The 24,662-nt window shown below is 68.9% G+C and carries 21 protein-coding genes and 1 pseudogene; 12 read left to right on the plus strand and 10 right to left on the minus strand.

Features of this window, described 5'->3' with window-relative positions; translation table 11 throughout:
• Positions 1–186 precede the first annotated feature (186 nt).
• Entirely contained in the window at positions 187–1,227 is a 1,041-nt protein-coding gene (locus E3T22_RS12740; RefSeq protein WP_088457509.1) for a hemolysin family protein, read from the minus strand.
• Positions 1,220–2,569: a hemolysin family protein gene (locus E3T22_RS12745; protein WP_134479517.1), complete on the minus strand. Its 1,350-nt coding sequence runs from the start codon at positions 2,567–2,569 to the stop codon at positions 1,220–1,222. Before E3T22_RS12745 ends, E3T22_RS12740 begins: the two co-directional genes overlap by 8 nt.
• A 222-nt stretch (positions 2,570–2,791) precedes the next feature.
• On the opposite strand from E3T22_RS12745, the gene E3T22_RS12750 reads away from it, so the two are divergent.
• Positions 2,792–3,595 (plus strand): sugar phosphate isomerase/epimerase, encoded by an 804-nt coding sequence (locus tag E3T22_RS12750; RefSeq protein ID WP_088457511.1) that lies wholly within the window; start codon positions 2,792–2,794, stop codon positions 3,593–3,595.
• Complete coding sequence (locus E3T22_RS12755) at positions 3,592–4,698, plus strand: Gfo/Idh/MocA family protein (protein ID WP_134479518.1); 1,107 nt, start codon at positions 3,592–3,594, stop codon at positions 4,696–4,698. Before E3T22_RS12750 ends, E3T22_RS12755 begins: the two co-directional genes overlap by 4 nt.
• Before the next feature lie 55 nt (positions 4,699–4,753).
• Here the strand turns inward: E3T22_RS12755 and E3T22_RS12760 are convergent, their stop codons facing one another.
• Entirely contained in the window at positions 4,754–5,338 is a 585-nt protein-coding gene (locus E3T22_RS12760) for a TetR/AcrR family transcriptional regulator (RefSeq protein WP_134479519.1), read from the minus strand.
• A gap of 210 nt (positions 5,339–5,548) precedes the next feature.
• Here E3T22_RS12760 and E3T22_RS12765 point away from each other — a divergent pair, with 210 nt between their 5' ends.
• Positions 5,549–6,979 carry an MFS transporter gene (locus E3T22_RS12765; protein WP_134479520.1) on the plus strand — a complete coding sequence of 477 codons (1,431 nt, stop codon included), beginning with the start codon at positions 5,549–5,551 and terminating at the stop codon, positions 6,977–6,979.
• A gap of 25 nt (positions 6,980–7,004) precedes the next feature.
• On the opposite strand, the gene E3T22_RS12770 is transcribed toward E3T22_RS12765, so the two are convergent.
• On the minus strand, positions 7,005–7,781 hold the full coding sequence (locus tag E3T22_RS12770; RefSeq protein WP_241983679.1) for an IclR family transcriptional regulator: 777 nt from the start codon (positions 7,779–7,781) through the stop codon (positions 7,005–7,007).
• Positions 7,782–7,819: 38 nt separating this feature from the next.
• On the opposite strand from E3T22_RS12770, the gene E3T22_RS12775 reads away from it, so the two are divergent.
• Genes E3T22_RS12775 through E3T22_RS12785 form a run of 3 tightly spaced genes read left to right on the plus strand, consistent with a single transcriptional unit; the run spans position 7,820 to position 10,694 of the window.
• A complete protein-coding gene (locus tag E3T22_RS12775; protein ID WP_134479521.1) occupies positions 7,820–8,593 on the plus strand; it encodes a fumarylacetoacetate hydrolase family protein in 774 nt (257 codons plus the stop codon).
• Positions 8,590–9,609: a sugar kinase gene (locus tag E3T22_RS12780; RefSeq protein WP_134479522.1), complete on the plus strand. Its 1,020-nt coding sequence runs from the start codon at positions 8,590–8,592 to the stop codon at positions 9,607–9,609. Before E3T22_RS12775 ends, E3T22_RS12780 begins: the two co-directional genes overlap by 4 nt.
• Complete coding sequence (locus tag E3T22_RS12785; protein WP_134479523.1) at positions 9,606–10,694, plus strand: D-2-hydroxyacid dehydrogenase; 1,089 nt, start codon at positions 9,606–9,608, stop codon at positions 10,692–10,694. Before E3T22_RS12780 ends, E3T22_RS12785 begins: the two co-directional genes overlap by 4 nt.
• Before the next feature lie 55 nt (positions 10,695–10,749).
• Here E3T22_RS12785 and E3T22_RS12790 read toward each other — a convergent pair whose 3' ends face one another.
• The gene (locus E3T22_RS12790; protein WP_134479524.1) at positions 10,750–11,904 is read right to left on the minus strand and encodes an ROK family protein; all 1,155 of its coding nucleotides are present in this window, start codon (positions 11,902–11,904) and stop codon (positions 10,750–10,752) included.
• 211 nt (positions 11,905–12,115) lie between these two features.
• On the opposite strand from E3T22_RS12790, the gene E3T22_RS12795 reads away from it, so the two are divergent.
• From E3T22_RS12795 to E3T22_RS12820, 6 genes are all read left to right on the plus strand, one after another.
• On the plus strand, positions 12,116–14,278 hold the full coding sequence (locus tag E3T22_RS12795) for an alpha-galactosidase (RefSeq protein WP_134479525.1): 2,163 nt from the start codon (positions 12,116–12,118) through the stop codon (positions 14,276–14,278).
• 24 nt (positions 14,279–14,302) lie between these two features.
• Positions 14,303–15,622, plus strand: coding sequence for an ABC transporter substrate-binding protein (locus E3T22_RS12800; protein WP_134479526.1), 1,320 nt, complete (start codon positions 14,303–14,305; stop codon positions 15,620–15,622).
• A gap of 1 nt (position 15,623) precedes the next feature.
• Positions 15,624–16,562, plus strand: a complete 939-nt coding sequence (locus tag E3T22_RS12805) for a carbohydrate ABC transporter permease (protein ID WP_134479527.1) — start codon at positions 15,624–15,626, stop codon at positions 16,560–16,562.
• Entirely contained in the window at positions 16,559–17,470 is a 912-nt protein-coding gene (locus E3T22_RS12810; protein WP_134479528.1) for a carbohydrate ABC transporter permease, read from the plus strand. The genes E3T22_RS12805 and E3T22_RS12810 overlap by 4 nt, the downstream gene beginning before the upstream one ends.
• Before the next feature lie 153 nt (positions 17,471–17,623).
• Complete coding sequence (locus E3T22_RS12815) at positions 17,624–18,094, plus strand: hypothetical protein (protein ID WP_134479529.1); 471 nt, start codon at positions 17,624–17,626, stop codon at positions 18,092–18,094.
• Between the two features lie 55 nt (positions 18,095–18,149).
• The gene (locus E3T22_RS12820; protein WP_134479530.1) at positions 18,150–19,001 is read left to right on the plus strand and encodes a siderophore-interacting protein; all 852 of its coding nucleotides are present in this window, start codon (positions 18,150–18,152) and stop codon (positions 18,999–19,001) included.
• A 48-nt stretch (positions 19,002–19,049) separates the two neighbouring features.
• On the opposite strand, the pseudogene E3T22_RS12825 reads toward E3T22_RS12820, so the two are convergent.
• The 5 genes and pseudogenes from E3T22_RS12825 to E3T22_RS12845 form a co-directional block, all read right to left on the minus strand.
• Positions 19,050–19,202, minus strand: a pseudogene (locus E3T22_RS12825) (RidA family protein); the annotation flags it as partial.
• Positions 19,203–20,033 (minus strand): MerR family transcriptional regulator, encoded by an 831-nt coding sequence (locus E3T22_RS12830; protein ID WP_241983680.1) that lies wholly within the window; start codon positions 20,031–20,033, stop codon positions 19,203–19,205.
• Between the two features lie 46 nt (positions 20,034–20,079).
• A complete protein-coding gene (locus E3T22_RS12835; RefSeq protein ID WP_241983681.1) occupies positions 20,080–22,209 on the minus strand; it encodes an alpha-galactosidase in 2,130 nt (709 codons plus the stop codon).
• 125 nt (positions 22,210–22,334) lie between these two features.
• Positions 22,335–23,678 carry a sugar ABC transporter substrate-binding protein gene (locus tag E3T22_RS12840; protein ID WP_134479532.1) on the minus strand — a complete coding sequence of 448 codons (1,344 nt, stop codon included), beginning with the start codon at positions 23,676–23,678 and terminating at the stop codon, positions 22,335–22,337.
• Positions 23,679–23,717: 39 nt separating this feature from the next.
• Positions 23,718–24,620, minus strand: a complete 903-nt coding sequence (locus tag E3T22_RS12845) for a carbohydrate ABC transporter permease (RefSeq protein WP_241983682.1) — start codon at positions 24,618–24,620, stop codon at positions 23,718–23,720.
• Positions 24,621–24,662: the final 42 nt, after the last annotated feature.

The raw sequence follows: 24,662 nt of genomic DNA on the forward strand, positions 1-24,662 counted from the left end.
GCTCCGTCCCGAATCGCTGTCCAGAACACCCGACGCACAGCACGGGAAACAGGAATACGCATCATCACTCCAAGAAGTCAGAGTGTTGCGCTGACCCCTTGAGCCCAAGCCCGATTCGGTCCTAATAAACGCACTATTTCCTAATAAAACGGTGCGATTGCCTCCGGGGCACACCCACCACGCCGGCTACACGCTGGTGACGTCCTCCACCTCACCGACGAGCTCCTCGATGATGTCCTCGAGGAACAGCACCCCGGTGGCGACCCCGCTCGTGTCGAACGAACACGCCACGTGCGAGCCGGTGCGGCGCATGGCCGCGAGGGCGTCCTCGAGGTCGCTGTCTCGCAGCACTGTCGCCAGCTTGCGCACCCGCTTGACGGGCACCGGCTGCGCGAAGGCGTCCGGTCCGGTGAGGTCCATCACGTCCTTGAGGTGCAGGTAGCCGGCGGGCAACCCGGCCCCGTCGGTGAGGATGTAGCGGGAGAAACCGTGCTCGGCCACCGCCCGTTGCAGGTCCGCCGGCGATGCATGCTCGGGCAGGAATACGATGCCGGACAGTGGCACCTCCACGTCCAGGACCCGCTTGGTGGTGAACTCGAACGCCGCCGAGAGCGTGCCGGAGGCATCCATCAGCATGCCCTCACGGGTGGACTGCCGCACGATGCCGGCGACCTCGTCGAGCGTGAACGCGCTGGTGGCTTCGTCCTTGGGGGTCACCCTGAACAGCCGCAGCACCCCGTTCGCCAGCCAGTTCAGGCTGAAGATCACCGGTTTGAACACCGTGGCCACGAACACCAGCGGCGGCGCCAGGATCAGCGCGGCACGGTCGGGCACCGAGAACGAGATGTTCTTGGGCACCATCTCGCCCAGCACCACGTGCAGGAAGGTGACCAGGCCCAGCGCCACCGCGAACGCGATCACACCGATGGCCTCTGCGGAGAGCGACGTGAGGCCCAGCGGGATCTCGAGCAGGTGGTGGATCGCCGGTTCGGACACGTTGAGGATCACCAGCGAGCACACCGTGATGCCCAGCTGTGAGGTCGCCAGCATGAGCGTGGCGTGTTCCATGGCCCACAGGGTGGTCTTGGCGGCCTTGCTGCCCTGCGCGGCCAACGGCTCGATCTGCGAGCGTCGGGCCGAGATCACGGCGAACTCGGCGCCGACGAAGAAGGCGTTGACGGCCAGCAGCACAACGAGCCAGAGCAGCCCGGGAAGGTACTCACTCATGGGTCGGCCTCCCTTCACTAGCAGCGGTCACCGGGTCGAGGTCGGCCGTGGTTGCGGTGGGGGTGAGACGGATGCGCGAGACGCGGGCGCCGTCCATCCGCTCGACCCGCAGGGTGCCCACGTCGATGGGCACGGTGTCGCCCAGCTCGGGCATCCGGTCGAGCCGGTCGGTCACGAATCCGGCGATGGTGTCGTAGTCGCCGTCCTCGGGAACGGTGACGCCGATCCGCTCGAGCAGTTCGTCGGGGCGGAGGCCCGCGTCGAAGACGATGGAGCGGCCGGTGCGCACGATGCCGGGCTTGGCCCTGTCGTGCTCATCCTCGAGTTCGCCGACGAGTTCCTCCACGAGGTCCTCGAGAGTGACGATGCCGGCGGTGCCGCCGTACTCGTCGGACACCACGGCGATCTGCAGGCCCTGCTGGCGCAGGGTGCAGAGCAGCCGGTCGACGCCCATCGACTCCGGTACCCGCAGGGCGGGCAGCATGAGCTCGTCGGCCCGCACCAGGGTGCGGCGACCCAGGGCCACCGCGAAGGCCTGCTTGACGTGCAGCACGCCCAGGATGTCGTCGGTGTCCCGGCCGATCACCGGAAACCTGGAGAAGCCGGTGGCGCTGGCCAGGGTCACGACGTTCTCGGCGGTGTCGCCGGCCTGCACCGACGACATCTGCACCCGCGGGGTCATCACGTCGGCGGCCGAGAGCTCGGCGAACCGTAGCGTGCGGCCCAGCATTTCGGCGTGGTCGGCGTCCAGCAGCCCCTCCAGGGCCGACCGGCGCACCAGGAAGCCGAGCTCCTCGGCGCTGCGCGCGCCGGAGAGTTCCTCCTTGGGCTCGATGCCGACCAGGCGGATGAGGGCGTTGGCGGTGTTGTTGAACAGCAGGATCACGGGCTTGAACACCGCCGTGAACGCGGCCTGCATCGGCACGACGAACTTGGCCGTGGCCAGGGGAACGGCCAGGGCGAAGTTCTTGGGCACGAGCTCGCCGATCACCATGGAGAACAGGGTGGCCAGCGAGATGCCGATCACGGTGCCGAGCACGGGCACGACGCCCTCCGGCACCCCGAGGTCCGTCATCGGGCCGCGTAACAGCGAGCTGATGGCCGGCTCGAAGGTGTATCCGGTGAGCAGGGTCGTCAACGTGATGCCCAGCTGTGCACTGGAGAGGTGCGTCGAGGTGATCCGCAAGGCCTTGATGGTGGGGCCGAGACGTCTCTCGCCGCGGGCCGCTCGGGCCTCGAGCTCATTGCGGTCGAGTGTGACGAGGGCGAACTCGGCTGCGACGAACACGCCGGTGCCGAACGTCAGGATGAGCCCGAGGCCCAGCATGATCCATTCGTTCACGAGGTGGCTCCCTGTGCCCGGAAGTTCTGTGTCCGAAAAGCTTCGGGGCGGGCAGGGAGCAAGGGTTTGTGCGTGGGAGGGTCATCCATAGTCACTCGAGCCTAGGGCCGCTCCCTGTACAAACGCACAGGATCACCCGCCGCCGGGTCTGGCGGATAAAACCTTGCACCGTTAGGTTTGTTCCAGCAGAAGAATCAGGCACTTACTTCCAAAGGAGCACGTATGTCCAGCACGCCCTCGGTCCAGCTCTACACCGTGAGGGATGCCATCTCCGCCGACCTCCAGGGGGCCATCGCCCGCGTCGCCGACATCGGCTTCACCAAGGTGGAGCCGTACGCGTTCGTCGACCGCGCGGATGAGTTCGAGAAGGCGTTCGCGGCATCCGGCATCTCGGCGCCGTCCGGACACGCACCCGTCATCGATTCCGACGACCCGGCCCGCACCTTCGACGCCGCCGCACAGCTCGGCATCGGCACGGTCATCGACCCGTTCATTCCGAGCGATCGGTGGCAGACCGCTGACGACGCCGCCAGGATCGCCGACCGCGTGAACGAGCTCCAGGTGCAGGCGGCCGCTGTCGGCCTGGGCTTCGGCTACCACAACCACCAGTGGGAGTTCGCGAACAAGGTCGACGGCCGCAGCATCTACGAGCTGTTCCTCGACGGCCTCTCCCCCGACGTGGTCCTCGAACTCGACACCTACTGGTCGACCGTCGGAGGCGCGGACACCCCGGAGCTGCTACGCCGCCTGGGCGACCGAGTGCAGTTCCTGCACATCAAGGACGGCCCGGTCCAGGGCGACATCGTCACGACGCTGCCCGGCAGCGACAGCGCCCTGAACGTGTCCGATGCGCTCGTCACCGCCTTCAGCAGCCAGCTGCCGGCCGGCAGCGGCGACGTCGGAGTCGCCGCCATCCTCGAGGCCGCGCCGCACGCCCTGCGCGTGGTGGAGTTCGACGGCTACGCGGGCGATGTCTTCGAGGGCATCGCGGCGTCGTTCGCCTGGCTCGCGGAGAACGACAAGTGAGCCGCACCGGACGCGTCGGCGTCGGTGTCATCGGCGCCGGCGTCATCAGCGGCACCTACCTGGAGAACATGACGGCGTTCGCCGACCTCGACGTGCTGTTCGTCGCCGACCTCGACCTCGATCGCGCCCAGGCGCAGGCCGAGGCCTACGGGGTGCCCGGCCACGGTTCCGTCGAGGAGCTGCTGGCCAGGGATGACATCGAGATCGTCGTGAACCTCACCATCCCCGCCGTGCACACCGCGGTGGGCGAGCGGATCATCGCTGCCGGCAAGCACGTCTGGAGCGAGAAGCCTCTCGCCCTTGACCACGACTCCGGCGCGGCACTGCTCGCCGCGGCGGACGCCGCGGGACTCCGCGTCGCCTGCGCACCGGACACCGTGCTGGGTGCGGGCATCCAGACCGCCATGCGGGCCATCAACCGCGGCGACATCGGCGAGCCGCTGACGGCAACCACGATGTTCCACGTTCCCGGCCCCGACGCCTGGCACCCGAACCCCGAGTTCCTGTTCGCGTACGGCGCCGGGCCGCTCTTCGACATGGGTCCGTACTACGTCACGACGCTGGTGCACGCGTTCGGCGCCGCCAGCCGGGTCGGCGCGGTGTCGTCCACCTCCAGCGCGGTCCGCACCATCGGCAGCGGGCCCCGCGCGGGCACCGAGTTCCCGGTTGAAGTGCCGACCCATCACGCGGCGGTCATCTCGTTCGCGGGCGGCCAGTCCGCGCAGTCCACCTTCAGCTTCCAGAACGCCCTGCCGCGGATGGGCTTCGTGGAGATCAGCGGCACCGAGGGCACCCTGGTGCTGCCGGACCCGAATACCTTCGAGGGCGAGTCCACCCTGTGGCGGTTCGGCCACGAGGAGCCGACCACGATCGCCGCGGTCGGGTCCACCTATGGTCGCGGGTCCGGCGTGCTCGACCTGGCGCGGTCGATCCGGGCCGGCGTTCCCGAGCGGGCCAGCGGCGCGGTCGCGGCGCACGTGCTCGATGTGCTCCTGGCTGTGTCCGAGGCCGCAGAGACCGGCACCACGGTCGATGTGGCGTCAAGCGTCACCCAGCCCACGCCGCTCGCCGAAGACTGGGATCCCGCGGCGGCCACCCTGTAGCGCGCTCCGCACCGCGAACTGTGACCTAAGCCCCAGAAACGCGGGTTTTTCGGGTTCAGCTCACAGTTCGCGTGCGGGCCAGGGCTATCACGGCCTCGACGTGTGCACCCATGTCGCGGCTGTCGTCGAACATCCACTGCACCTGCATACCGTCGCTGACCGCCATCAGGATCGACGCCAACATCTCAGGGTCGACCGAGTCGTCGAGCCGCCCGGATGCCTGCATGCGGCGCAGCCCGGCCGTGATCGTGCTGCGCGAGTGCGCGTAGCGTTCCCGAAAGTACTCGTGCGCCGGATGCTCAGGGTCGGTCGCCGCCGCGGCGGACAGGTTGGCGAACATCTGCACGAGCCCGGGCACCTCGGCGTTGTGCCGGATCAGGGCCGCGAAGGTGGCCGCCGGGTCCGGGTCCTGGGGATCCTTCGACGCGTCGATCTCGTCCCGGGTGCGGAGGATGGCCACCCAGAGGTCGTCCTTGGACTCGAAGTAGTGCAACAGGCCGGCCTGCGTGAGCCCCACCGCGGCGGCGATGTCCCGCACCGAGGTCTGGTGGAAGCCCTGCCGAGCCACGAGCGCCAGGGCGGTCTCGAGGATCTCGGCACGCTTCGCGACGCCTTTCGGGTATCTGCCCAGGGTCGCCATTTCCCAAGGCTACCGACCTTCCGCGAACCGTGAGCAAAGCACCCAAAACCCGAAGTTTGTGGGGCTTATCTCACAGTTCGCGAGACATTGCTTTCCGCATCGCGGAAAGGGCACCCACATAGTGGAAACACTGTGGAATTCTGATCCCGCGCCGGTCACCGGTCGCACGCTCATGCACACTGGATTCAGACAAAAGACAGAGAGGTCTCCATGTCATCGTCAACCCCCGTCCCGGCCGCACCGCCTCGCACCGCAGACTCGAGCATCTCCGAGGCGGACCTGCGCCGGGCCGGCTGGGCCAGCTCGCTGGGCAGCGCACTGGAGTACTACGACTTCGCGCTCTACAGCCTGGCGTCGGCGCTCATCTTCAGCGAACTGTTCTTCACCGACAGCGACCCCACCACCGGGCGCATCCTGGCCTTCGCCACCTACTTCATCGGTTTCGCGGTGCGGCCCCTCGGCGGCCTGTTCTTCGGGTCGCTCGGCGACCGCATCGGCCGCAAGTCGGTACTGCTGCTCACCGTGCTCCTGATGGGCGGCGCCAGCACCGCGATGGGCTTGCTGCCCACCTACGACCAGGTCGGCATCCTGGCACCGATCCTGCTCATCGTCCTCCGCATCCTGCAGGGCTTCGGCGCCGGCGCCGAACAGGCGGGCGCCGCCACCCTGATGACCGAGTACACGCCCCGCCACCGCCGCGGGTTCTTCGCGTCACTGCCATTCATGGGCATCCAGATCGGCACCGTCATCGCGGCCCTGGTCTTCTTCCTGCTGCTCATCCCGAGCCAGCAGGTCGTCCTGGATGGCCTGTGGCGCATCCCGTTCCTGGCCAGCGCCGTGCTGATCGGCGTCGCCGTGTACATCAGGCTCAAGCTCAAGGAATCGCCCTCGTTCGTGAAGCTCGAGGCCCACGAACAGGTGCAGGCGAAGCCGTTGCGCAACCTCCTGCGCACCTCGCGCAAGACCGTGCTGATCGGCATGGGCCTGCGCATGGCCGAAAACGGCGGTTCGTCGATCTACCAGGTGCTGGCCATCAGCTACGTCGTCACCGTCGCGCTGGGCTCGTCGGTCACCGCCGGCCCGATCGGCGCCATCTCGCTGGTCTTCGCCGCCGCCGTCGGTGCGATCACGGTGCCCGTCGCCGGGCTGCTCAGCGACAGGTTCGGTCGCGTGCGGGTCTACCGCGGGTTCGCCATCTTCCAGTTCGTGATCGCCGTGCCGGTCTGGTGGATCCTCAGCACCGGCAACGTCGTGGCGACCGTCGCGGCCATCTCGGTGGCCCTCGGCATCGGCACCTGGGGCATGTTCGGCGCCCAGGGCGCCCTGATGCCCGAACTGTTCGGCTCCCGGCACCGCTACACCGGCGTGTCGGTGGCCCGCGAATTCTCCGCGGTCATCGCCGGCGGCCTGGTGCCCCTGGTCGGTGCGCTGCTGCTGGCCTGGTTCAGCGACAGCTGGGTGCCGCTGGCGCTCTACCTGCTCCTGCTGACCGGTGTCACGATCGCCGTCACCTTCATCACGCCGGAGACCAGGGGCCGCGACCTCGACCTCGAGACGGATGCCGTCGACGACGCCTCCCTGCCGGCTGCGGCACCCGCATCCGCGCCGGTCGCCGTCGCGGTGGGTACCCCTCGTGCCTGACCTGGCTGCGGCCGACGCGCCGACCTCAGCGTCGGGGCAGCAGCACGGCCAGCTCGGCTGCGGCATCGCGCAACGGACCGAGGAACTGCAGGGCCTGCTCCACCGTGGTGCGGTAGGCCGGCGACGGAACGGAGAGGGCGGCCACCGCGATGCCCATCGCATCGAGCACGGGAACGCCGACGGTGACGATGCCCTCCTCGTGCTCCTCGTTCGAGACCGCGAAGCCCTGCGAGCGCACCCGGGCGATCTCGGCCGCGAACGCCGCCCGGTCGGTGATCGTGCGGCTGGTGAACCGCTCCAGCGGCAGCGCCGTCACCAGGTGGTCACGAGTCTCCCAGTCGGCGAAGGCTACGAGCACCTTGCCCATCGACGTGCAGTGCAGCGGGCCGAGCTTGCCGGTCTCGCCGCGAACGCCCACGTGGTGGCGCGCCTCGATGTGGTGGATGTAGAGCTGGTGCTCGCCGTCGAGGACCGACATCAGGCTGGCCTCGCCGGTGGCGCGCGACAGCGTGCGCAGCACGGGCAGGGCAACGCCCTGGAAGCCGTGGGCGCTGGACACTGCAGCGCCGAGCTGGAACAGGCGCAACCCCAGGCTGTAGAGCTTGGTCTCCGGATTGAAGCTCACGAAGTCGTCGCGCACCAGCGAGCCGAGCAGCCGGTGCGTCGTGGTCACCGGGTACCCGGTCCAGCGGGCCAGGTCCGAGAGGGTGGCCCCGTCGGGATGCGGGCCGAGCACGGTCAGCAGGCTCAGCGCCTTGCCCACCATGTCCTTGCCCACCGTTTCGGTGTCCCCGGTTCTCACGCGTCGATCGTACCGGCATCCGCTACGGCGGGCGCACCGTGCTGATCGCACGGGTGGCCACCGGCGCCGGGCCCCGGCACGGCATCGTGCACGGCGACAGGGTGGAGCTGGTGCACGGCCTGACCGACCTGCGCCGCACCGGAGAGCAGGTGCCCTTCGCGCCGCACACCCTGCTCGCCCCGGTGCTGCCCGGCACCATCTACGGCATGGCCCACAACAGCGGGCCCGGCGACCGGGAGTTGGCACCGCAGGCGTTCCTCAAGCCGCGGCACGGCGCCATCGGCCCCGGCGACCCCATCCCCGTACCGCACGGCATAGGTCCTGTCGTCGCCGAGGCCGAGCTGGCCCTCGTGATCGGCAGCCCGGCCCGGCACCGCAGCCTGGCCGACGCGCTCGAGGTGGTGCTCGGCTATACCGCCGTGAACGATGTCACCGCTCGCGCGCTGCAGGCCCAGGATTCGCTGTGGCTGGCCGGCAAGGGCTTCGACGGGTTCACCCCGCTCGGCCCGGTGATCGACACCGAGTTGCCCATCGAGGCCGGCATCCGCCTGGCCGTAGACGGCACGACGGTCTCGCAGTCGGCGACCACCGCACTGGCACGCGGTTTCGCCGAGATCATCGTCTACCTCAGCAGCATCACCACCCTGCAGCCGGGTGACGTCATCCTCACCGGCGCCCCGGGAGCCGACGCCGAGCTGCTGCCCGGCGGCCGGGTGGCCGTCACCGTGGGCGGGCTCACCCTGGTGAACCCCGTCGTCGGCGCCGCCGCACCCGTCGGCCTGCTCGAGCACTACCGGAAGGCCATCGCATGACCCCCGACACGCACCAGAGCGCCACTCTCGACGTCGTCACCCTCGGCGAGATCATGGCGATGTTCGTGGCCGACGAGGCCGGCATCCTGGCCGGCGTCGATCACTTCACCCGCCGGCTGGCCGGGGCGGAGTTCAACGTGGCGGTAGGCCTGACCAGGCTCGGCCACCGGGTGGGCTATCTCACCCGGCTGGGCGCCGACCCGTTCGGCGAGTTCGCACTCGCCCGGCTGGCAGAACTCGGCATCGACGCCGCGGAGGTCTGCATGGACCCTGGCGCTCCCACCGGATTCCAGCTGAAGAACCGGGCCGGCCCCGGCGACGACCCCACCGTCGTGTACTTCAGGGCGCATTCCGCCGCCCGCCGGCTGGCCCCCACCGCGGCGACGGATGCCTATCTGCGCCGCGCCAGGCACCTGCATCTCACCGGCATCCCGCTCGCCCTCGGCGAGGGCCCGCGCGCCCTCGCCGGCCAGGCGATGGCCGCCGCCCGGCGCTCCGGCGCCACGGTAAGCGTCGATCCCAATCTGCGTCCCGCGCTCTGGCCCGACACCGCGACCATGGTGCAGACGGTCAACGAGCTCGCCGTGCAGGCCGACTGGGTGCTGCCCGGTCTGCCCGAGGGGCGCATCCTCACCGGGCACGGCACGCCGGAGGGCGTCGCCGGCTGGTACCTCGACCGCGGCGTGAAGGTCGTCGCCGTCAAGACCGGCGCGGCGGGCGCCGAACTCTTCACCCGCGACGGCCTGCACGTCGTCTGCCCACCGTTCAGGGTGTCCCCGGTCGACACCGTCGGAGCCGGCGACGGCTTCGCGGCCGGGTTCATCAGCGCCGCCCTCGACGGCCGCCCCGTGCACGAGTGGCTCAGCCGAGCCGCCGCGGTGGGCGCCATCGCCACCACCAGCCACGGCGACCAGGAAGGCCTGCCAGACCGCGCCGGCCTCGAGGCCTTCCTCGAAGCCGCCACACACCAGACTCAGAGGCACGCCTCCACCCCCGCAGAAAGAGCCTTCGCATGACCACCAGCGCCACCCGCCCGTCCACACTCCGCCCGTCAACACTTCGCGTCGTCGTGGCCTCCCCGCTCTCGGAAGAGCTCTGCCGTCTCATCGAGCGGGCCGAACCGCGCCTCGACCTCGTCCGGGACCAAAGCCTGCTCCCGCCCATGCGGCACCCCGCCGACTACCGCGGCGACCCGGCCTTCCGCCGCACACCCGCCCAGCAGACGGCGTTCGAGGCTCTGGTCGACTCCGCCGACGTGCTCTACGGCATCCCCGATGTGGACCCTGACGCGCTCCGGCGCACGGCGCAGGCCAACCCGAAGCTGCGCTGGGTGCAGCTCATGGCCGCCGGCGGCGGCGCCCAGGTGAAGTCGGCCGGTCTCGGCGACGACGACCTGGCGCGGGTGGCATTCACCACCTCGGCTGGGGTGCACGGTGGCCCGCTGGCGGAGTTCGCCCTGTTCGGCATCCTGGCCGGCGCCAAGCGGTTGCCCCAACTGCAGCAGCAGCAGCGCGAGCACGACTGGCCGGCCCGCCGGCCGCTCGGCCAGGTGCGCGACCAGACCGTGCTCCTCGTGGGCCTGGGCGGCATCGGCCGGGAAATCGCCAGGCTCACCCACGCCCTCGGCATGCACGTGATCGGCGCCCGCCGTGCGGGCAGCACCAGCACCGTCGACCACGTCGACGAGTACGTGTCGATCGACGACCTCGCCGAGCATGCCGCCCGCGCGGACGCCATCGTCGTCTCGCTGCCCGGCACCGACGCCACCGCGGGCATCGTGGGCGCGGCGGTCTTCGCCGCCGCCCGGCCCGGCGTCACTGTCGTGAACGTGGGCCGCGGCACCGTCATCGACGAGGATGCCCTCACTCTCGCCCTGCAGAACGGCCAGGTCGGTTTCGCCGCGCTCGACGTGTTCGCCACCGAGCCCCTCGCCGCCGACAGCGCGCTGTGGGACCTGCCGAACGTCCTCGTCAGCCCGCACACCGCCGCGCTCGACCCCGGCGAGGAACGCCGCATCGCCGAGCTGTTCGCCGAGAACGCCACCGCTCTGCTCGACGGCAGGCCCCTGCGCAACGAGGTCGACACCGTCGAGTTCTACTAGCCCTTCCGCGAACCGTGACTTAAGCCCCGAAAATCCGCGATTTTTGGGGCTTAGCTCACGGTTCGCGGGACGTCAGGGTGTCCATGGTGCGCTGGATGGCGACGGCCGCGGCGCCCTGCGCCCAGGAGATGAATCCGCTGGCTTCCAGGAGCACGTCGACCTCGACGGCCTCGGGGTCGCGGTCGGCCAGGATCGCGGCATCCATCTCGGCGCGGGCGATCTCGAGAAAGCCCAGCCCTTCGCCCGCGAGCACGACGTGTTCGACCATGGCGAGGTTGGCCACCGCGGCGATCAGCCGGCCCAGTGCGGTGCCGGCGGCGCGCAGCACGGCGAGCGCCACCGGGTTGTCGTTCTGCGCCAGGTCGAGCACCTCGGCGTAGCTGACCGGGCGCCCCAGGGCCACCTCCACCTGCCCCCGGATGCTCGGGATCGTGAGCATCGCCGTGGAGCAGCCGCGATGGCCCAGGAAGCACAGCGGGCCCGCCGGGTCGAGCGGGAAGTGCCCGCCGAGACCGAGGCCGGCCTGCGAGGTGCTGACCACCTGGTCATGCATGACAAGGCCGTAGCCCACGCCGGCGCCGACGGTGAGCACGGCGAAGTTGGAGAACCCGCGGCCCAGGCCGAACCAGTGTTCCGCCGCCGCCAGCGCCACGACGTCGTTCTCGACCATGACCGGCACTTTCAGCTGCGCCTCTACGGCATCCGCCAGCGGCACCCCGCGCCAGCCCAGGAACGGTGCGCGGTCCACCACCCGGTTGTCGGAGACCTGGCCGCCGACGCTGATGCCGATGGCGGAGAACTCCTGCTCGTTCGCGAGCTCCCGGGCCAGGTCCACGATCACCGCGACGACGTCGGCCAGCTCGTGGCTGGGCAGCGGGCGGGTGGCCCTGCTCCCCTCCGTGGCGCGCAGGTCGGTGGTGACGGCGACGGCGGTGTCGCCGGTGAGCTTCACGCCCAGGAACTGTCGGGCGTCCGCGACCACATCCAGCGGCTTCGCCGGGCGGCCCATGGCGCCCTCGAGCTGCTCGGTCACCTCCACCAGCAGGCCGCCATCGAGCAGGGGCCGTGCCAGACGGGTGAGCGTGGCCAGTGAGAGGCCGAGCCGTTGGGCCAGCACGCTGCGCAGGATCGGCCCGTGGATCAGGACCTCCCGGGCCAACTCGCTGGACGGTGCGCGGTAGCGGCGCTCGGCGGCATCGGCGGATGACATGGGTGGGCAACTTTCGATCGACAGTGCCGGCACGGCGCCCCGGCGCCATCGGCGCTCACGGGCCGGTGAGTACGATCAGAATACCGGTTCCGCCCGCCCGGTTATGTTGCAAAACGCAAGAAAACGAAGCCGTCATTTCCGCCGATCTGTGGGTTTGCGGGCGGATCCGGCCAACTTGACTTTGCTTTACTTGCAATATAGAAATATATACATGTCCCACCACAGTGTCGTGAATAACAGTGTCGTCGTGAACAACAGGGCCGTCGTCCATCTCCGCAACGGCGGCACCAGCGTCCTCGTCGATACGAGCGGCCCCGCCCTGCCCGTGATCGTGCACTGGGGCGCCGACCTGGGCTCCCCCGACGCCGCCGACCTCGACGCCATCGTGCTGGCCACCCTGCCCCAGCGCGTCTCCGGCGGTCTCGACGTGCCGGCCCGCCTCGGCCTGCTGCCCCAGGAGACCACCGGCTGGCAGGGCACCCCGGGCCTGACCGGCAGCCGCGCCGGCCGGTTCTTCTCCCCCGCGCTGCTCACCACCGCCATCGAGCACACCGGCGACACCCTCACCGTGCACGCCACCGATGACATCAACCGTCTGGCCCTCCGGATCGACCTGGCCGTCGACGCGGCCGGCGTGCTGAGCTCGAGCCTCACGCTCACCAACACCGGCGACGACGACTACGACCTGGTCGACCTCTGCGTCACCCTGCCGCTGCCCGCCAGCGCCACCGAGATCCTGGACACCACCGGCCGGCACCTGCGCGAACGCTCCCCGCAGCGGCACGCCTTCACCCAGGGCCGGCACCAGCGCGACAGCCGCAAGGGCCGTCCTGGCGCGGATGCGACCCTGCTGCTGGCCGCCGGGACCCCTGGCTTCGGCTTCGAGAGCGGCCTCGTGCACGCCGCGCACCTGGCGTTCAGCGGCAACCACCGACTGGCCGCCGAGAAACTCGTTACCGGGTCGGCGTTCCTGCAGGCCGGCGAGCTGCTCGCCGCCGGTGAGATCCGCCTCGCCCTCGGCGCCGGCTACAGCACCCCCACCGTGATCGCCTCCTGGGGTGACGGGCTCAACGAGCTCTCCGCCCGCATCCACACCCGTCTGCGCTCCCGCGACGTGCACCCGCGCACCCCGCGCCCGGTCACCCTCAACACCTGGGAGGCGGTCTACTTCGACCACGACCTCGGCCGGCTCACCGCGCTGGCGCAGGCCGCCGCCCGCGTCGGTGTTGAACGGTACGTGCTCGACGACGGCTGGTTCCACGGCCGCCGCGACGACACCGCCGGCCTCGGCGACTGGGTCGTCGACGCCGATGTCTGGCCCGACGGCCTCGGCCCGCTGATCGACACCGTAACCGGCCTCGGCATGCAGTTCGGCCTCTGGGTCGAACCCGAGATGGTCAACCCGAACTCCGACCTGGCCCGCGCGCACCCCGACTGGTTGTTGCAGGCCGCCGAACGGCTGCCCGTCGAGGGCCGCCAGCAGCAGGTCCTCGACCTCTCGCACCCCGATGCCTACGCCTACATCCTCGAGAGCCTCGATGCCCTGCTCGTGGAATACCCCATTGACTACCTCAAGTGGGACCACAACCGCGACCTCGTCGACGCCGGCAGCACCCGCACCGGCACCGCCGCCGTGCACGAGAACGTCGTGGCCCTGTACGCCCTGCTCGACGAGCTCAAGGCCCGCCACCCCGGCCTGGAGATCGAGAGCTGCGCCTCCGGCGGCGCCCGCGTCGACCTCGGCATCCTCGACCACACCGACCGCATCTGGACCAGCGACTGCATCGACCCGATCGAACGCCTCACCATCCAGAAGTACACCGGCCTGCTGGTTCCCTACGAACTGATGGGGGCGCACATCAGCGGCCCCGAATCGCACTCCACCGGGCGACGCCACGACCTGTCGCTGCGCGCGGGCGTCGCCCTGTTCGGCCACCTCGGCATCGAGTGGGACATCAGCGCGCTGTCCGCGGCCGACGAGGCCGAGCTGATCAGCTGGATCGACCTCTATAAGGCCAACCGCGCCCTCTTCCACACCGGAACCTCGGTACACGTCGACCACCCCGACCCTGCCGTCGACCTGCGCGGCGTGGTCGCCGCCGACCAGAGCGAGGCGATGTTCGTCTTCAGCCTGGTGGCCAGTAGCGCGGCCTACCCGGTCGGGCCGCTGCGTTTCACCGGCCTGGCCGACGACACCCGCTACAGCGTGCGTCTGGTCAACCGGGAACACACCGGCGTGGGCAACGGCCAGTCCCCGCTGGTCTGGGCCGAGCGGCCACTGACCCTCACCGGCCGGGCACTGCGAACCATCGGCCTGCAGGGGCCGGTGCTCTTCCCCGAACACCTCGCAGTTTTCCAGATCACGTCCGCGTAAGCGGACCGAGCGCAAGGAGGCGCCATGACGACACCCCGCACCACATTCCACCCCAGACCTCGTCGCCGGCGGGCCACCGCCATGGTCGTCGCGGCCGCGGCCCTCGTCGCCCTGAGCGGATGCTCCGCCTCGGCCGGCGCCGGCGACGTCGTCACGCTCAACTTCTTCCAGTTCAAGCCGGAGGCCGTGGGCAACTTCACCGCCATCATCAAGGACTTCGAGGCCGAGAACCCAGGCATCAGGGTCTCCCAGAACTCCGTGCCAGACCCGGACACCGCCATCCGCACCCTGCTCGTGAAAGACAAGGTGCCCGACGTGCTCACGCTCAACGTGAACGGCAACTACGGCGAGCTGGCTCGGGCCTGCATCTTCGCCGACCTCGGCGAGAACCCGGTCGCCAAAACGGTCAACCCGGCCGTGCAGGACATCGTGCAGTCGCTCGGCACCTGCGGCGCCGACGGCACCGGCGAGGTCAACGCGCTGCCGTTCGCCAGCAACGCCTCCGGCATTCTCTACAACCCCGACATCTTCGCCGCGAACGGCGTGGAGGTGCCCACCACCTGGACCGAGCTCGTCGCGGCCGCCGACACCTTCCAGGCCAACGGGGTCTCCCCGTTCTTCTGCACGATGAAGGACTCCTGGACCGCCAACCCCGCCTTCGTCAACCTCGGCGGCACGCTGATGCCCGACGGCTTCTTCGACACCCTCCGCGAGGAGAGCACCAGCGGGGCCGACACCGTCTCGTTTGCCCAGGACTTCGCCGAGGCCGCCGACAAGGAGGCGATGCTGTTCGACTACTGCCAGGACAACTTCGCCAGCCGCGACTACAACGCCGGCAACAAGGCCTTCGCCGACGGTGAATCGGCGATGTACCTGCAGGGCTCCTACGCGATCCCCGCCATCCGCGCCAACAACCCCGACGCGGCCATCGGCTCCTTCCCCTACCCGGTCACCGACGACGCCGACGCCCGCGTCGTGGTCTCCGGGGTGGACGTGGGCATCATGATCGGCCGGGACACCCCGCACGCAGCCGAGGCGCAGAAGTTTGTGGACTACCTGATGTCGCCCGATGTCGTGACCGCATACTCCGAGGCGCAGAGCACCTTCTCGCCGCTCAAGGATGCTGCACCCAACAACGACCCCGCCCTGGCCGGACTCGAGCCGTACTTCTCCGCCGGCACGATCATCGGCTTCATCGACCACCAGATTCCCGCGGCGGTCCCGCTGCCGAACCTGCTCCAGACGCTGGTGATCACCGGCGACACCGAGACCTTCCTCGCCGACCTGGATTCCGAATGGGACAAGGTCGCCGCCCGCACCACCACGCAGAGACAGGGGAAGTGAGATGACCGCCACGATGACGCGGGCGAAGACGCCCGCCGCGGCGCCGCGCACACCGGCACGCATCCGCTCGAATATCGCCAAGACGCCCCGCACCTTCTATTGGATGGTGGTGCCGGCCGTCGTGATCTTCTTCGCCCTGCACACCATTCCGGTCCTCAGTGGCATGTTCTTCAGCCTGACCAACTACGCCGGCTACGGCACCTGGGACCTGGTCGGCTTCTCGAACTACATCAACCTGTTCCAGGACGACCGGGTGCTCAACTCCTACGGCTTCACCTTCGGGTTCGCCATCGTGTCCACGATTCTGGTGAACGTGATCGCCCTGGCCATCGCGCTGGGCCTGAACTCGAAGATCAAGTTCCAGGCCGCGTTCCGCGGGGTGTTCTTCATCCCCTACGTGCTCGCGATCCTGATCATCGGCTACGTGTTCAACTACCTGTTCGCCAACTCGTTCCCGGCCATCTTCACCGCGCTGGGCCTGCCGGGGCTCTCGGACAACCTGCTGGCCAGCCCCGACTTCGCCTGGATCGGCATCGTCATCACCACGGTCTGGCAGGCGGCGGCGTTCAACGTCATCCTCTACCTGGCCGGGCTGCAGACCATCTCCGCCGACCTCTACGAAGCGGCCGCCATCGACGGCGCCTCCGGCTGGCGCCGGTTCCGGTCGATCACCTTCCCGCTGATCGGCGCGTACTTCACCATCAACATGGTGCTCTCGTTCAAGTCGTTCCTGCAGGTCTTCGACCAGATCGTGGCCCTCACCGCCGGTGGACCGGGCACGTCCACCGAATCCATCGCCCTCGTGATTTTCCGCGGCGGCTTCCAGGGCGGTGAGTACGGGTACCAGATGGCCAACGCCGTGGTGTACCTGTTCGTCATCATCATCGTTTCATTTCTCCAGCTGCGCATCCTGCAGCGCCGGGAGGCGAGCTTCTCATGACCGACACCCTCACCCAGACCACCGCGCCCGTGCCCGCCGAGCCGGATGCGCCCACCCGCGCACCGCGCACCCGCCGGCGCCTCGACGGCGGCAACGGCGGCACCAACTGGTGGCTCACCGCCCTGATCGCGGTGTGCTCGCTCACCGTGTTGATCCCGCTGTACTTCACCATCGTCACCGCGCTCAAGACGCCCGACCAGCTCGGCGGCACCGGGTTCGAACTGCCCACCAGCATCCGCTGGGAGAACTTTGCGGATGCCTACCAGCTGACGAACTTTCCGCGGGCGCTGATGAACACGGCCCTGATCACGGTGGGCGCGGTGTTCCTCACCCTGCTCACCAACTCGCTGGTGGCCTACGCGATCGCCCGCAACATGCACAAGAAGTTCTTCAAGGGGCTGTACTTCTACTTCCTCGCGGCGATCTTCGTGCCGTTCCCGATCATCATGTTGCCGGTGGTGAAGGAGACCGCGATGCTGGGCCTGGACACCCCAGTGGGCCTGGTGCTGCTGTACACGGTCTACGGGCTCTCGTTCAACATCTTCATGTTCGTGGCCTACATCAACTCCATCCCGGTGGAGCTGGAGGAGGCCGCCCGGCTGGACGGCGCGAGCACCTGGATGGTGTTCTGGAAGGTGATCTTCCCGCTGCTGTCCCCGATGAACGCCACGGTCGGCATCCTCACCTGCGTGTGGGCGTGGAACGACTTCCTGCTGCCCCTGGTGGTGCTCTCCGACCCGTCGGCGCAGACCCTGCCGCTGGCGCAGTTCATCTTCCAGGGCCAGTTCAACACCAACTACCCGGTGGCCTTCGCCTCCTACCTGATGGCTCTGGCCCCGCTCCTGGTGGTCTATGTCATCGCCCAGAAGTGGGTGGTCAGCGGCGTCACCCGCGGTTCGGTGAAGTAGCCGCCAGAGCGAACGTTTAGTGGGAAACAGTGACTTCATGAGGACGGAATTGCCCACAGGGTCCTAATTTGCGGCCTATTTCCCATTAAACGTTTGTCCAGGCCGCTCCCGGCTGTTGTGCCGGAGAATGGGAGGGACAGCAGAGGGGGCGGCATGTCGCGGAAGAGGCGAGCGGAACAACTTCGGGCGATTGCAGCACACGTCCTGACGGCACCGATCCTGCTCGAGGGGGATGCCGATGAGCTCCTCACGGTGATGCGGACCGGCGCACGCGCAGCGGGGATTCCGGAGACCGACCGCGCGTCGGCGACGCAACCGGCACGTGTCGTCGTGGTGGCCATCCAACGCGATGCCCGGCGGTCCTCCCTCGTGAAGGCGGCCTCCCTGCTTCGGGAACTGAACGACCACATCGCGCCGGACGCCGTGCGGATCATCGTGGTGCAGAGCCGCCGGTCCAAGCTCGCGCCCCCGAAGCTGCAGCGCCTGGTCGCGTCAGAGGTCCTGTTCCATGTGGCCCTGGCGCTCGCGAACGTCGTGCCGGGCCAGAAGGAGCGCACCCTCCGGCAGCGGTTCGGCCTCACAACCCTGGACGCTGCGGGATTCCGCATTCTGCGCTTCGGCTAGCAGCACGCACCCCGGCATTGCTAAGTGAGGGTTACCTAACTTAGAGTGGACCGCGATGTCTACTCCCACTGCCGCACCGGCCCGTCCCGTCCGTCCGCAGATCACCCTCTCCGTCGTCCGACGCGAACAGTTGAGCCCGCACCTGGTGCGAATCGTCCTCTCGGGCGAGCAGTTCGAGAACTTCGTGACGAACGACGCGACCGACAAGTACGTGAAGATCCACTTCGCCAAGCCCGAGCTCGGACTCACGCCGCCGTTCGATGCCGCCCTCCTGCGCGAAACCCTCGCCCCGGAGGACCTTCCGGTGACGCGCACCTACACGGTGCGCAACGTGGACCCCGACGCGCGCACCCTCTCCATCGACTTCGTCGTGCACGGCACTGAGGGTCTGGCCGGACCGTGGGCCGACGCGGCCCAACCGGGTGACCTCCTGTCCTTCTCCGGCCCCGGCGGCGGCTACGCCCCCGACCCCGGTGCGGCCTGGCACCTGTTCGCCGGCGACCAGTCCGCACTGCCCGCCATCGCATCCGCCCTGGCAGCGCTGCCCGCCACGGCTGAGGGACTGGCCTTCATCCAGGTTCCGAGCGCGAGCGAGATCCTGGACCTGGCCGCTCCCGGCGCGGTGCAGATTCAGTGGCTGTTCGGTACCGACCCCGGCCACCTGTCCACCGCGGTGGATGCCGCGACCTGGCTGCCCGGCCGGCCGCAGGTATTCGCGCACGGCGAGCGCTCGGCGATGAAGGGCCTGCGCGAGGTCTTCTCGGCGCGTGGCGTGCAGCGCTCAGAGCTCTCCCTGTCGGGGTATTGGGCGCAGGGCCGAACCGAGGACCGGTTCCAGGCCGAGAAGCGTGAGCCGGTCGGCCAGATCCTCCCCGTTCCCGAGCCGTCACCGACGCTGAGTCGATGACGCCGCCCGTCGGGTGAAACAGCTCAGCACTCCCCCTGCCGCTGAGGGCTAGTCGACCACCGCGGCGACAGCTTCGATCTCGACGAGATGGTCGGTGTAGCCCAGGACCGTCACGCCCAGCAAGGTGCTCGGCGCGTCGTGCGCGCCGAAGGCGTCACGCACGACCGTCCACGCCTCGACGAGATCGCTCTGCCGGGCGGTCTATGAAGCGGATGACTCGTTGGCGGCGATTTCTTCGGCCAATTCCATGCAGCGCAGGCGGGCCGGGGACCAGTCGTAGGGCATCATTCCGATGGCTTCGTTGGCGCTCATGGACTCGTGCGCCCCGTCCTCATCGGTTACGGGGTGCAAAGCATCCCAGGAGTCGAAGAGCGCGTCATCTTCCTGCGCCAGGCCGGAATCTTCGATGACGGCGTGCAGCGCCAGTTCGAAGGCGTGCCGTTCGGCAGCCACCTGTGCCACGCGGGGGTCGTCGACAGCGATCATGTCGTCGAGTGCCTCCTCGGCGGTATCAACGCGGTCGGATTCCTCCCGCAGACCCGGGTGGGTGGCCAAGGCGATGAATCGGCCGGCTTGGACGGCCGCACCGAGCGGGCCGAAGATCCGCTCGGTGACCAGCAGGATGTCCAGGTCCGCCTGGCGCAGGGAGCCCTCGGGCAGGCTCGTGAGGCGGCTGGTGACGAAGTCGGGGAGCAGACCAAGTTCCCGGGCGCCGGCGACGTCGTAGTCGCTGTCGGCACCAGTTGGAGCCGGGTCAGCAAAGGCGTCACGGATGGCGTCCACGGCGATCCCGGCGTCGGCCATTTTGCGGATCCACAGCAGCCGGATTATCTCTCCGTAACCGTAGCGGCGGTCGTCACTGCCCCGCTCGGGCTCGGGGAGCAGGCCGATCTCTTGGTAGAGACGGATCGCCCGCGGTGTGGTGCCGACGAACGATGCCGCGTCACCGATCGTGACCTGACGCGGTGGAATAGGGATAAGGGACGAGTGTATGAGCGGGGCCTTCCTCAGCGGGGCGGGAAGTGAGTCCACCGAACCACATAACGCTACGGATAGGCGCAACTCCACGCTCTCCCGGTCAGAGCCGGTCCACCTCGATCAGGATGGCGGTCTCCGGATACAGAATCGGCGGCCGAAGCCCGATCTGCGCCAGCGCCGCCCCGGTGCTCTCCAGCCCGGTCAGCCAGCGCGGCTGCTGGGCCTGGGTGGTGCCCGCCGCTCCGGCCGGTTCCACCAGCCGCACCTGGTAGCGCGCCGCCGGGTCGAGTCCGGGCAGCAGGATGCGTCGCGGGTTGCTGCCGCCGGCCGCGGCCAGTTGCACGTAGGCGAACACGGCCTCGCCGCCGTCCTGCGCCACGACGCCGTGCACGAACGCCGTGTCGTCGGCCTGCTCGACCCGCACCACCCTGCCGGTGTGCAGCAGGGCGCGCTTCTGCTTGTAATAGGCGGCCCAGGAGGCGAGGGCGGTGCGTTCGGCCGGGGCGGCCTCGGTGATGTCCCACTCGATCCCGGCGTGGCCGAAGAGGGCCGTGATCGCGCGGAAGGACAGGGCGTGCACCCGGCCGGTGGTGTGCGAGTGGGTCGGGCCGATGTGGGTGCCGAGCAGCTCGGGCGGGATCGCGAACTGGGTGTAGCGCTGAATGTATTGGCGTTCGAGGGCGTCGTTGCAGTCCGAGGTCCAGAACCTGTCTGCGTGCTGGGTCATGCCCAGGTCGACCCGCCCGCCGCCGGAGGAGCAGGACTCGATTTCCAGCCGCGGGTGCCGGCGCTTGAGCTCGTCGAAGAGCCGGTAGATCGCCTCGGTCTGGCGGCGCACGCCGGCCACGCCGAGGTGCGCGGGCTCGGTGAGCACCCGGTTGTGGTCCCACTTGATGTAGCTGATGCCGTACTCGGTGAGAATCGCGTCGACCTGGCCGAGCACGTGCGCGTAGGCGCCCGGGTGAGCGAGGTCGAGCACCTGCTGGTGCCGGGCCTCCGGCGGGATCCGCCCGCCGGCCTGGAAGATCCACTCGGGGTGCTCCCGGTAGACGTCGGAGTCGACGTTGACCATCTCGCCCTCGAACCAGAGCCCGAATTCCATGCCCGCCGCGGCCACCCGGTCGGCCAACGGCCGCAGCCCATCGGGCCAGACCATGGGGTCCACGATCCAGTCGCCGAGACCGGCGAAGTCGTTGCGGCGGCCGAGGAACCAGCCGTCGTCCAGCACGAAGCGTTCCACGCCCACCTCCGCGGCAGCGTCGACAAGGGCGCCGAGCTTGACCGGGTCGTGGTCGAAGTAGACGGCCTCCCACACGTTGAGGGTCAGCGGGCGCGGTCGGGTCGGATGCTGCGGCCGCGCCCGCAGCCAGCGGTACAGCCGGTCGGTCATGCCGTCGATGCCCGTGTCCGAGTACGTGGCGGCCACGGTGGGGGCGGTGTAGCCCGCTCCGGGGGCGAGGATCGATTCGCCGGGCAGCAGGAGTTCACCGGCGCCGAAAGCGGTCTGCCCGTTCGGGAGTCGTTCGACCAGGTGCCGGGTGTTGCCGCTCCAGAGCAGGCCGGTGCTCCACACCGAACCGGTTTGGTAGTCGGCGCCGTCGGAGAGCGCGAGTTGCACGATCGTGTAGTCGTGGCCCGAGCGGCCCTCGCGGATTTCGCGCGCCCAGGTGCCCACCTGGATGGGCCGGCGCTGCGGTTGGCGCTCCTTCAACCAGCGGCCGGTGAAGTCGAGGGTTTCGGTGGCGGCGTCAGGCAACGGCAGCCAGGTGGTGAGTTCGGTGAGGTCGAACGGGGTGGCGCCGTTGTTGGTGACGGTCTGGCTGATCAGGAGCACACCGGCCGGCTGCAGGTCGAAGGTGACGGAGACGCTGAGGCAGGCCACGGCATCCGTCGACTCGACGAGCAGCGTGCCCGGCGTGGCTTCGACCCGGTTGATGGCGAACAGCTGCGACCAGTCGGTGCCGGCCCGGTGCCCGAGAACCGACGGGCGGCCGAGGAACCCGCGGGCGTTCTCCCGCCAGAGGCTGGGCAGGACCGGCTCGTCGATGCTCGACTGCGGAACCCCGTCGTGCAGCAGATCGGTGATCTCGCCCGCCTCTCCCGCGCCGAGCTCGGCGCCCCAGTGCTGGATCACCGGGGTTCCGGTGGACAGGTCGACCCGGACGCACACGCCGTCGGCGACGAGGTCGATCACGGTATCGGGGCTGACGGTGGTTGCGGGCTGGGTCACGGCACTTCCTTGTGGTCGAGAGTTGCGGGGGATGCGGCGGCGCGCCCAACTGTTCCCCGAGCGGACATCTGCGTCCGGCGTACCGGCCGCAGATGTCCGCATCGGCAACAGTTGGGCGAACGGTGTTACTTGAACAGCGCGTTGATCTCGTCGTTCACGGGGGTGAGCGCACTGGCCGGCGACTTGCCCGACATGATCGACTCCATCACCGGGGTGACCAGGGCGAGCACATCGGAGCGGTGGTCGGTGATCGAGTAGAGGAAGGTCGTGTCTTCGTCGACCTGCACGATGAACGGGCTCACGTCGATGTCCTTGGCCGCGAAGGCTTCCACCGCAGCGTCGGTCGCCGTGGTGATGGCGGGGAAGACGACGGCAGCTTCGGCGACGACGTCCTGGCAGGCGCTGGAACCCAGGTACTTCACCCATTCCCAGGACTCGTCGGGGTGGTCGGTGCCGGCCCAGATGTTGTCGGCGAGGCCGTTGAGCATCGACGCGCGCTCGCCGCTCGGGCCCACCGGGGTGGGGGCGATCGCCGGCGTGAAGGTGTCGCTGGCCGAACCGAAGACGGCTCCGGTCATCCACGAGCCGTTGCCCACCAGGGCTGCCTTGCCGGCAGACAGCTGGTCGGCCCAGCCGATGCCGGTCTGCGCTTCGAAGGTGGGCATGTAGCCCTTCTCCACCAGCGAGTACCACCAGTCGATGGTGTCCTGGAATGCGGGGTCGTCGAAGTTGTACTCGTCGCCCCAGGCGCCGTTGGTCTGCGTCCAACCGTTGGTCTGGGTGAGGTAGGCCCACTGGGTCTGGCCGTCGGCGCCGCCGGAGTTCTCCATCCACAGGCCGTAGGTTTCCACGTTCGACTTGTCGAAGCCGGGCTCGTCGCCGCGCACGCCGTTCTTGTCCACGGTGAGGTGGGCGATGGTCGCCTCGTAGCTGCCGCCGTCCTCGGGGTTCCAGGTCAGGGCGCCCAGCTGCTCGGCGGTGAGGCCAGCGGCGTCGGTGAACTGCTTGTTGTAGAACAGGGCGACGGTGTCGAAGTCCTTGGGCAGGCCGTACTGCTTATCGTCCGAGCCCTTCCACAGGTCGGCGAGGCCGGCCTGGTAGATGGAGAGGTCGACGCCGTCGGCCTCGATGTAGTCGTCCAGCGGCAGGATCTGCTCGTTGAGCATGAATTCGGGGAAGTTGGCCAGGTGGCCGGTGAAGACGTCGTAGTTCGCGCCGGAAACGAAGCCGGTGTTGATCTTGTTCCAGTAGTCGTCCCAGCCCAGCTGCTCCACATCGACGGTGATGGTGGGGTTGGCCTCGTGGAAGTCCGCTGCGCACTGCTCGTAGGCGGGCAGCTGGTTCGCGTCCCACAGGCCGTAGGACAGTGTGGTTCCGCCGGCCGAATCGGAGTCCGCGGGGGCGGAGCATCCGGTGAGGACGAGAGGAATCGCGGCGAGGGTCAGGATCGCCAGTCGGTTCTTCTTCATGGTCGTGTTCTCTTTCTCTTGGGGTTGGGAGGGGCGGGGTTACTTGACGCCGGAAGACTGGATGGAGCCCACGATCTTGCGACCGAAGACCAGCATCAGGATGAAGATCGGCACGGCCGCGACGAGGGCGCCGGCCATCAGGCCCGCCCAGTCGGGGTTGCCCTGCGGGGTCTGGGACTTGAAGATGCCCAGGCCGACGGTGAGGAGTTTGGAGGTCTCGCTCTGGCCCACCAGGAACGGCCAGAGGTAGTCGTTCCAGTACTGGATGAACTGCAGGATGCCCAGGGTGATGATCTGCGGCCAGGCCAGCGGCACCACGATCCGGCTGAAGATTCTCCAGTGGTTGGCGCCGTCGATCACCGCGGCCTCGATGATGCTGCGGTTCACGCCCAGGAAGAATTGCCGCAGGAAGAAGATCGCGAACGGGGTCATGAACATCGCCGGCAGGGCGATTCCCAGGATGGTGTTGAGCAGGCCGAGGTCCTTCACCAGGATGAAGTTGGGCAGCAGGGTGAAGATGCCGGGCACCATCAGGGCGATGAGGAAGATCGCGAAGACCTTGTCTCGGCCCTTCCAGTTGAGCAGGGCGAACGCGTAGGCGGCCATCGAGCTGAACGTCACCTGCAGCACGGTGATCAGGGTGCAGGCCAGGACCGAGTTGAGCATGTATTGGCCGAAGTTGATCGAGGCGCCGGAGCCGCCTTCGGCCAGGGCTTCCTCGGTCGTGGCCAGGCCGAGCACCCTCTGCAGCGGGCCGAAGGTGAAGTCCACCGGCAGCAGGCTGAGCGGTTCGGAGAACATGGCCCGGTTGTTGCTGAAGGCCGTGCGGAACATCCAGTAGATCGGGAACAGGGTGATCAGGATCACGATGACCAGGGCGAGCCGGCCGAAGAACAGCGAGACCTTGGACTTGGCCAGGGCGGCGTCGTCGGCGTTTGACAAGCGCTTTGCGGAGAGGGACGGGCGTTTAGGGGATTTGAAGGC

It is taken from the genome of Cryobacterium sp. TMB3-10 (genome assembly GCF_004402305.1).
Classification (GTDB): domain Bacteria; phylum Actinomycetota; class Actinomycetes; order Actinomycetales; family Microbacteriaceae; genus Cryobacterium; species Cryobacterium zongtaii.

Excerpts from the sequence above, each read along its gene's own strand:
- E3T22_RS12790 (WP_134479524.1), bottom strand. The coding sequence starts at position 11,904 with ATGTCATCCGCCGATGCCGCCGAGCGCCGCTACCGCGCACCGTCCAGC.
- E3T22_RS12800 (WP_134479526.1), top strand. The coding sequence starts at position 14,303 with ATGACGACACCCCGCACCACATTCCACCCCAGACCTCGTCGCCGGCGG.
- E3T22_RS12740 (WP_088457509.1), bottom strand. The coding sequence starts at position 1,227 with ATGAGTGAGTACCTTCCCGGGCTGCTCTGGCTCGTTGTGCTGCTGGCC.
- E3T22_RS12760 (WP_134479519.1), bottom strand. The coding sequence starts at position 5,338 with ATGGCGACCCTGGGCAGATACCCGAAAGGCGTCGCGAAGCGTGCCGAG.
- E3T22_RS12795 (WP_134479525.1), top strand. The coding sequence starts at position 12,116 with ATGTCCCACCACAGTGTCGTGAATAACAGTGTCGTCGTGAACAACAGG.
- E3T22_RS12765 (WP_134479520.1), top strand. The coding sequence starts at position 5,549 with ATGTCATCGTCAACCCCCGTCCCGGCCGCACCGCCTCGCACCGCAGAC.
- E3T22_RS12780 (WP_134479522.1), top strand. The coding sequence starts at position 8,590 with ATGACCCCCGACACGCACCAGAGCGCCACTCTCGACGTCGTCACCCTC.
- E3T22_RS12810 (WP_134479528.1), top strand. The coding sequence starts at position 16,559 with ATGACCGACACCCTCACCCAGACCACCGCGCCCGTGCCCGCCGAGCCG.
- E3T22_RS12820 (WP_134479530.1), top strand. The coding sequence starts at position 18,150 with ATGTCTACTCCCACTGCCGCACCGGCCCGTCCCGTCCGTCCGCAGATC.
- E3T22_RS12805 (WP_134479527.1), top strand. The coding sequence starts at position 15,624 with ATGACCGCCACGATGACGCGGGCGAAGACGCCCGCCGCGGCGCCGCGC.
- E3T22_RS12750 (WP_088457511.1), top strand. The coding sequence starts at position 2,792 with ATGTCCAGCACGCCCTCGGTCCAGCTCTACACCGTGAGGGATGCCATC.
- E3T22_RS12840 (WP_134479532.1), bottom strand. The coding sequence starts at position 23,678 with ATGAAGAAGAACCGACTGGCGATCCTGACCCTCGCCGCGATTCCTCTC.
- E3T22_RS12815 (WP_134479529.1), top strand. The coding sequence starts at position 17,624 with ATGTCGCGGAAGAGGCGAGCGGAACAACTTCGGGCGATTGCAGCACAC.
- E3T22_RS12785 (WP_134479523.1), top strand. The coding sequence starts at position 9,606 with ATGACCACCAGCGCCACCCGCCCGTCCACACTCCGCCCGTCAACACTT.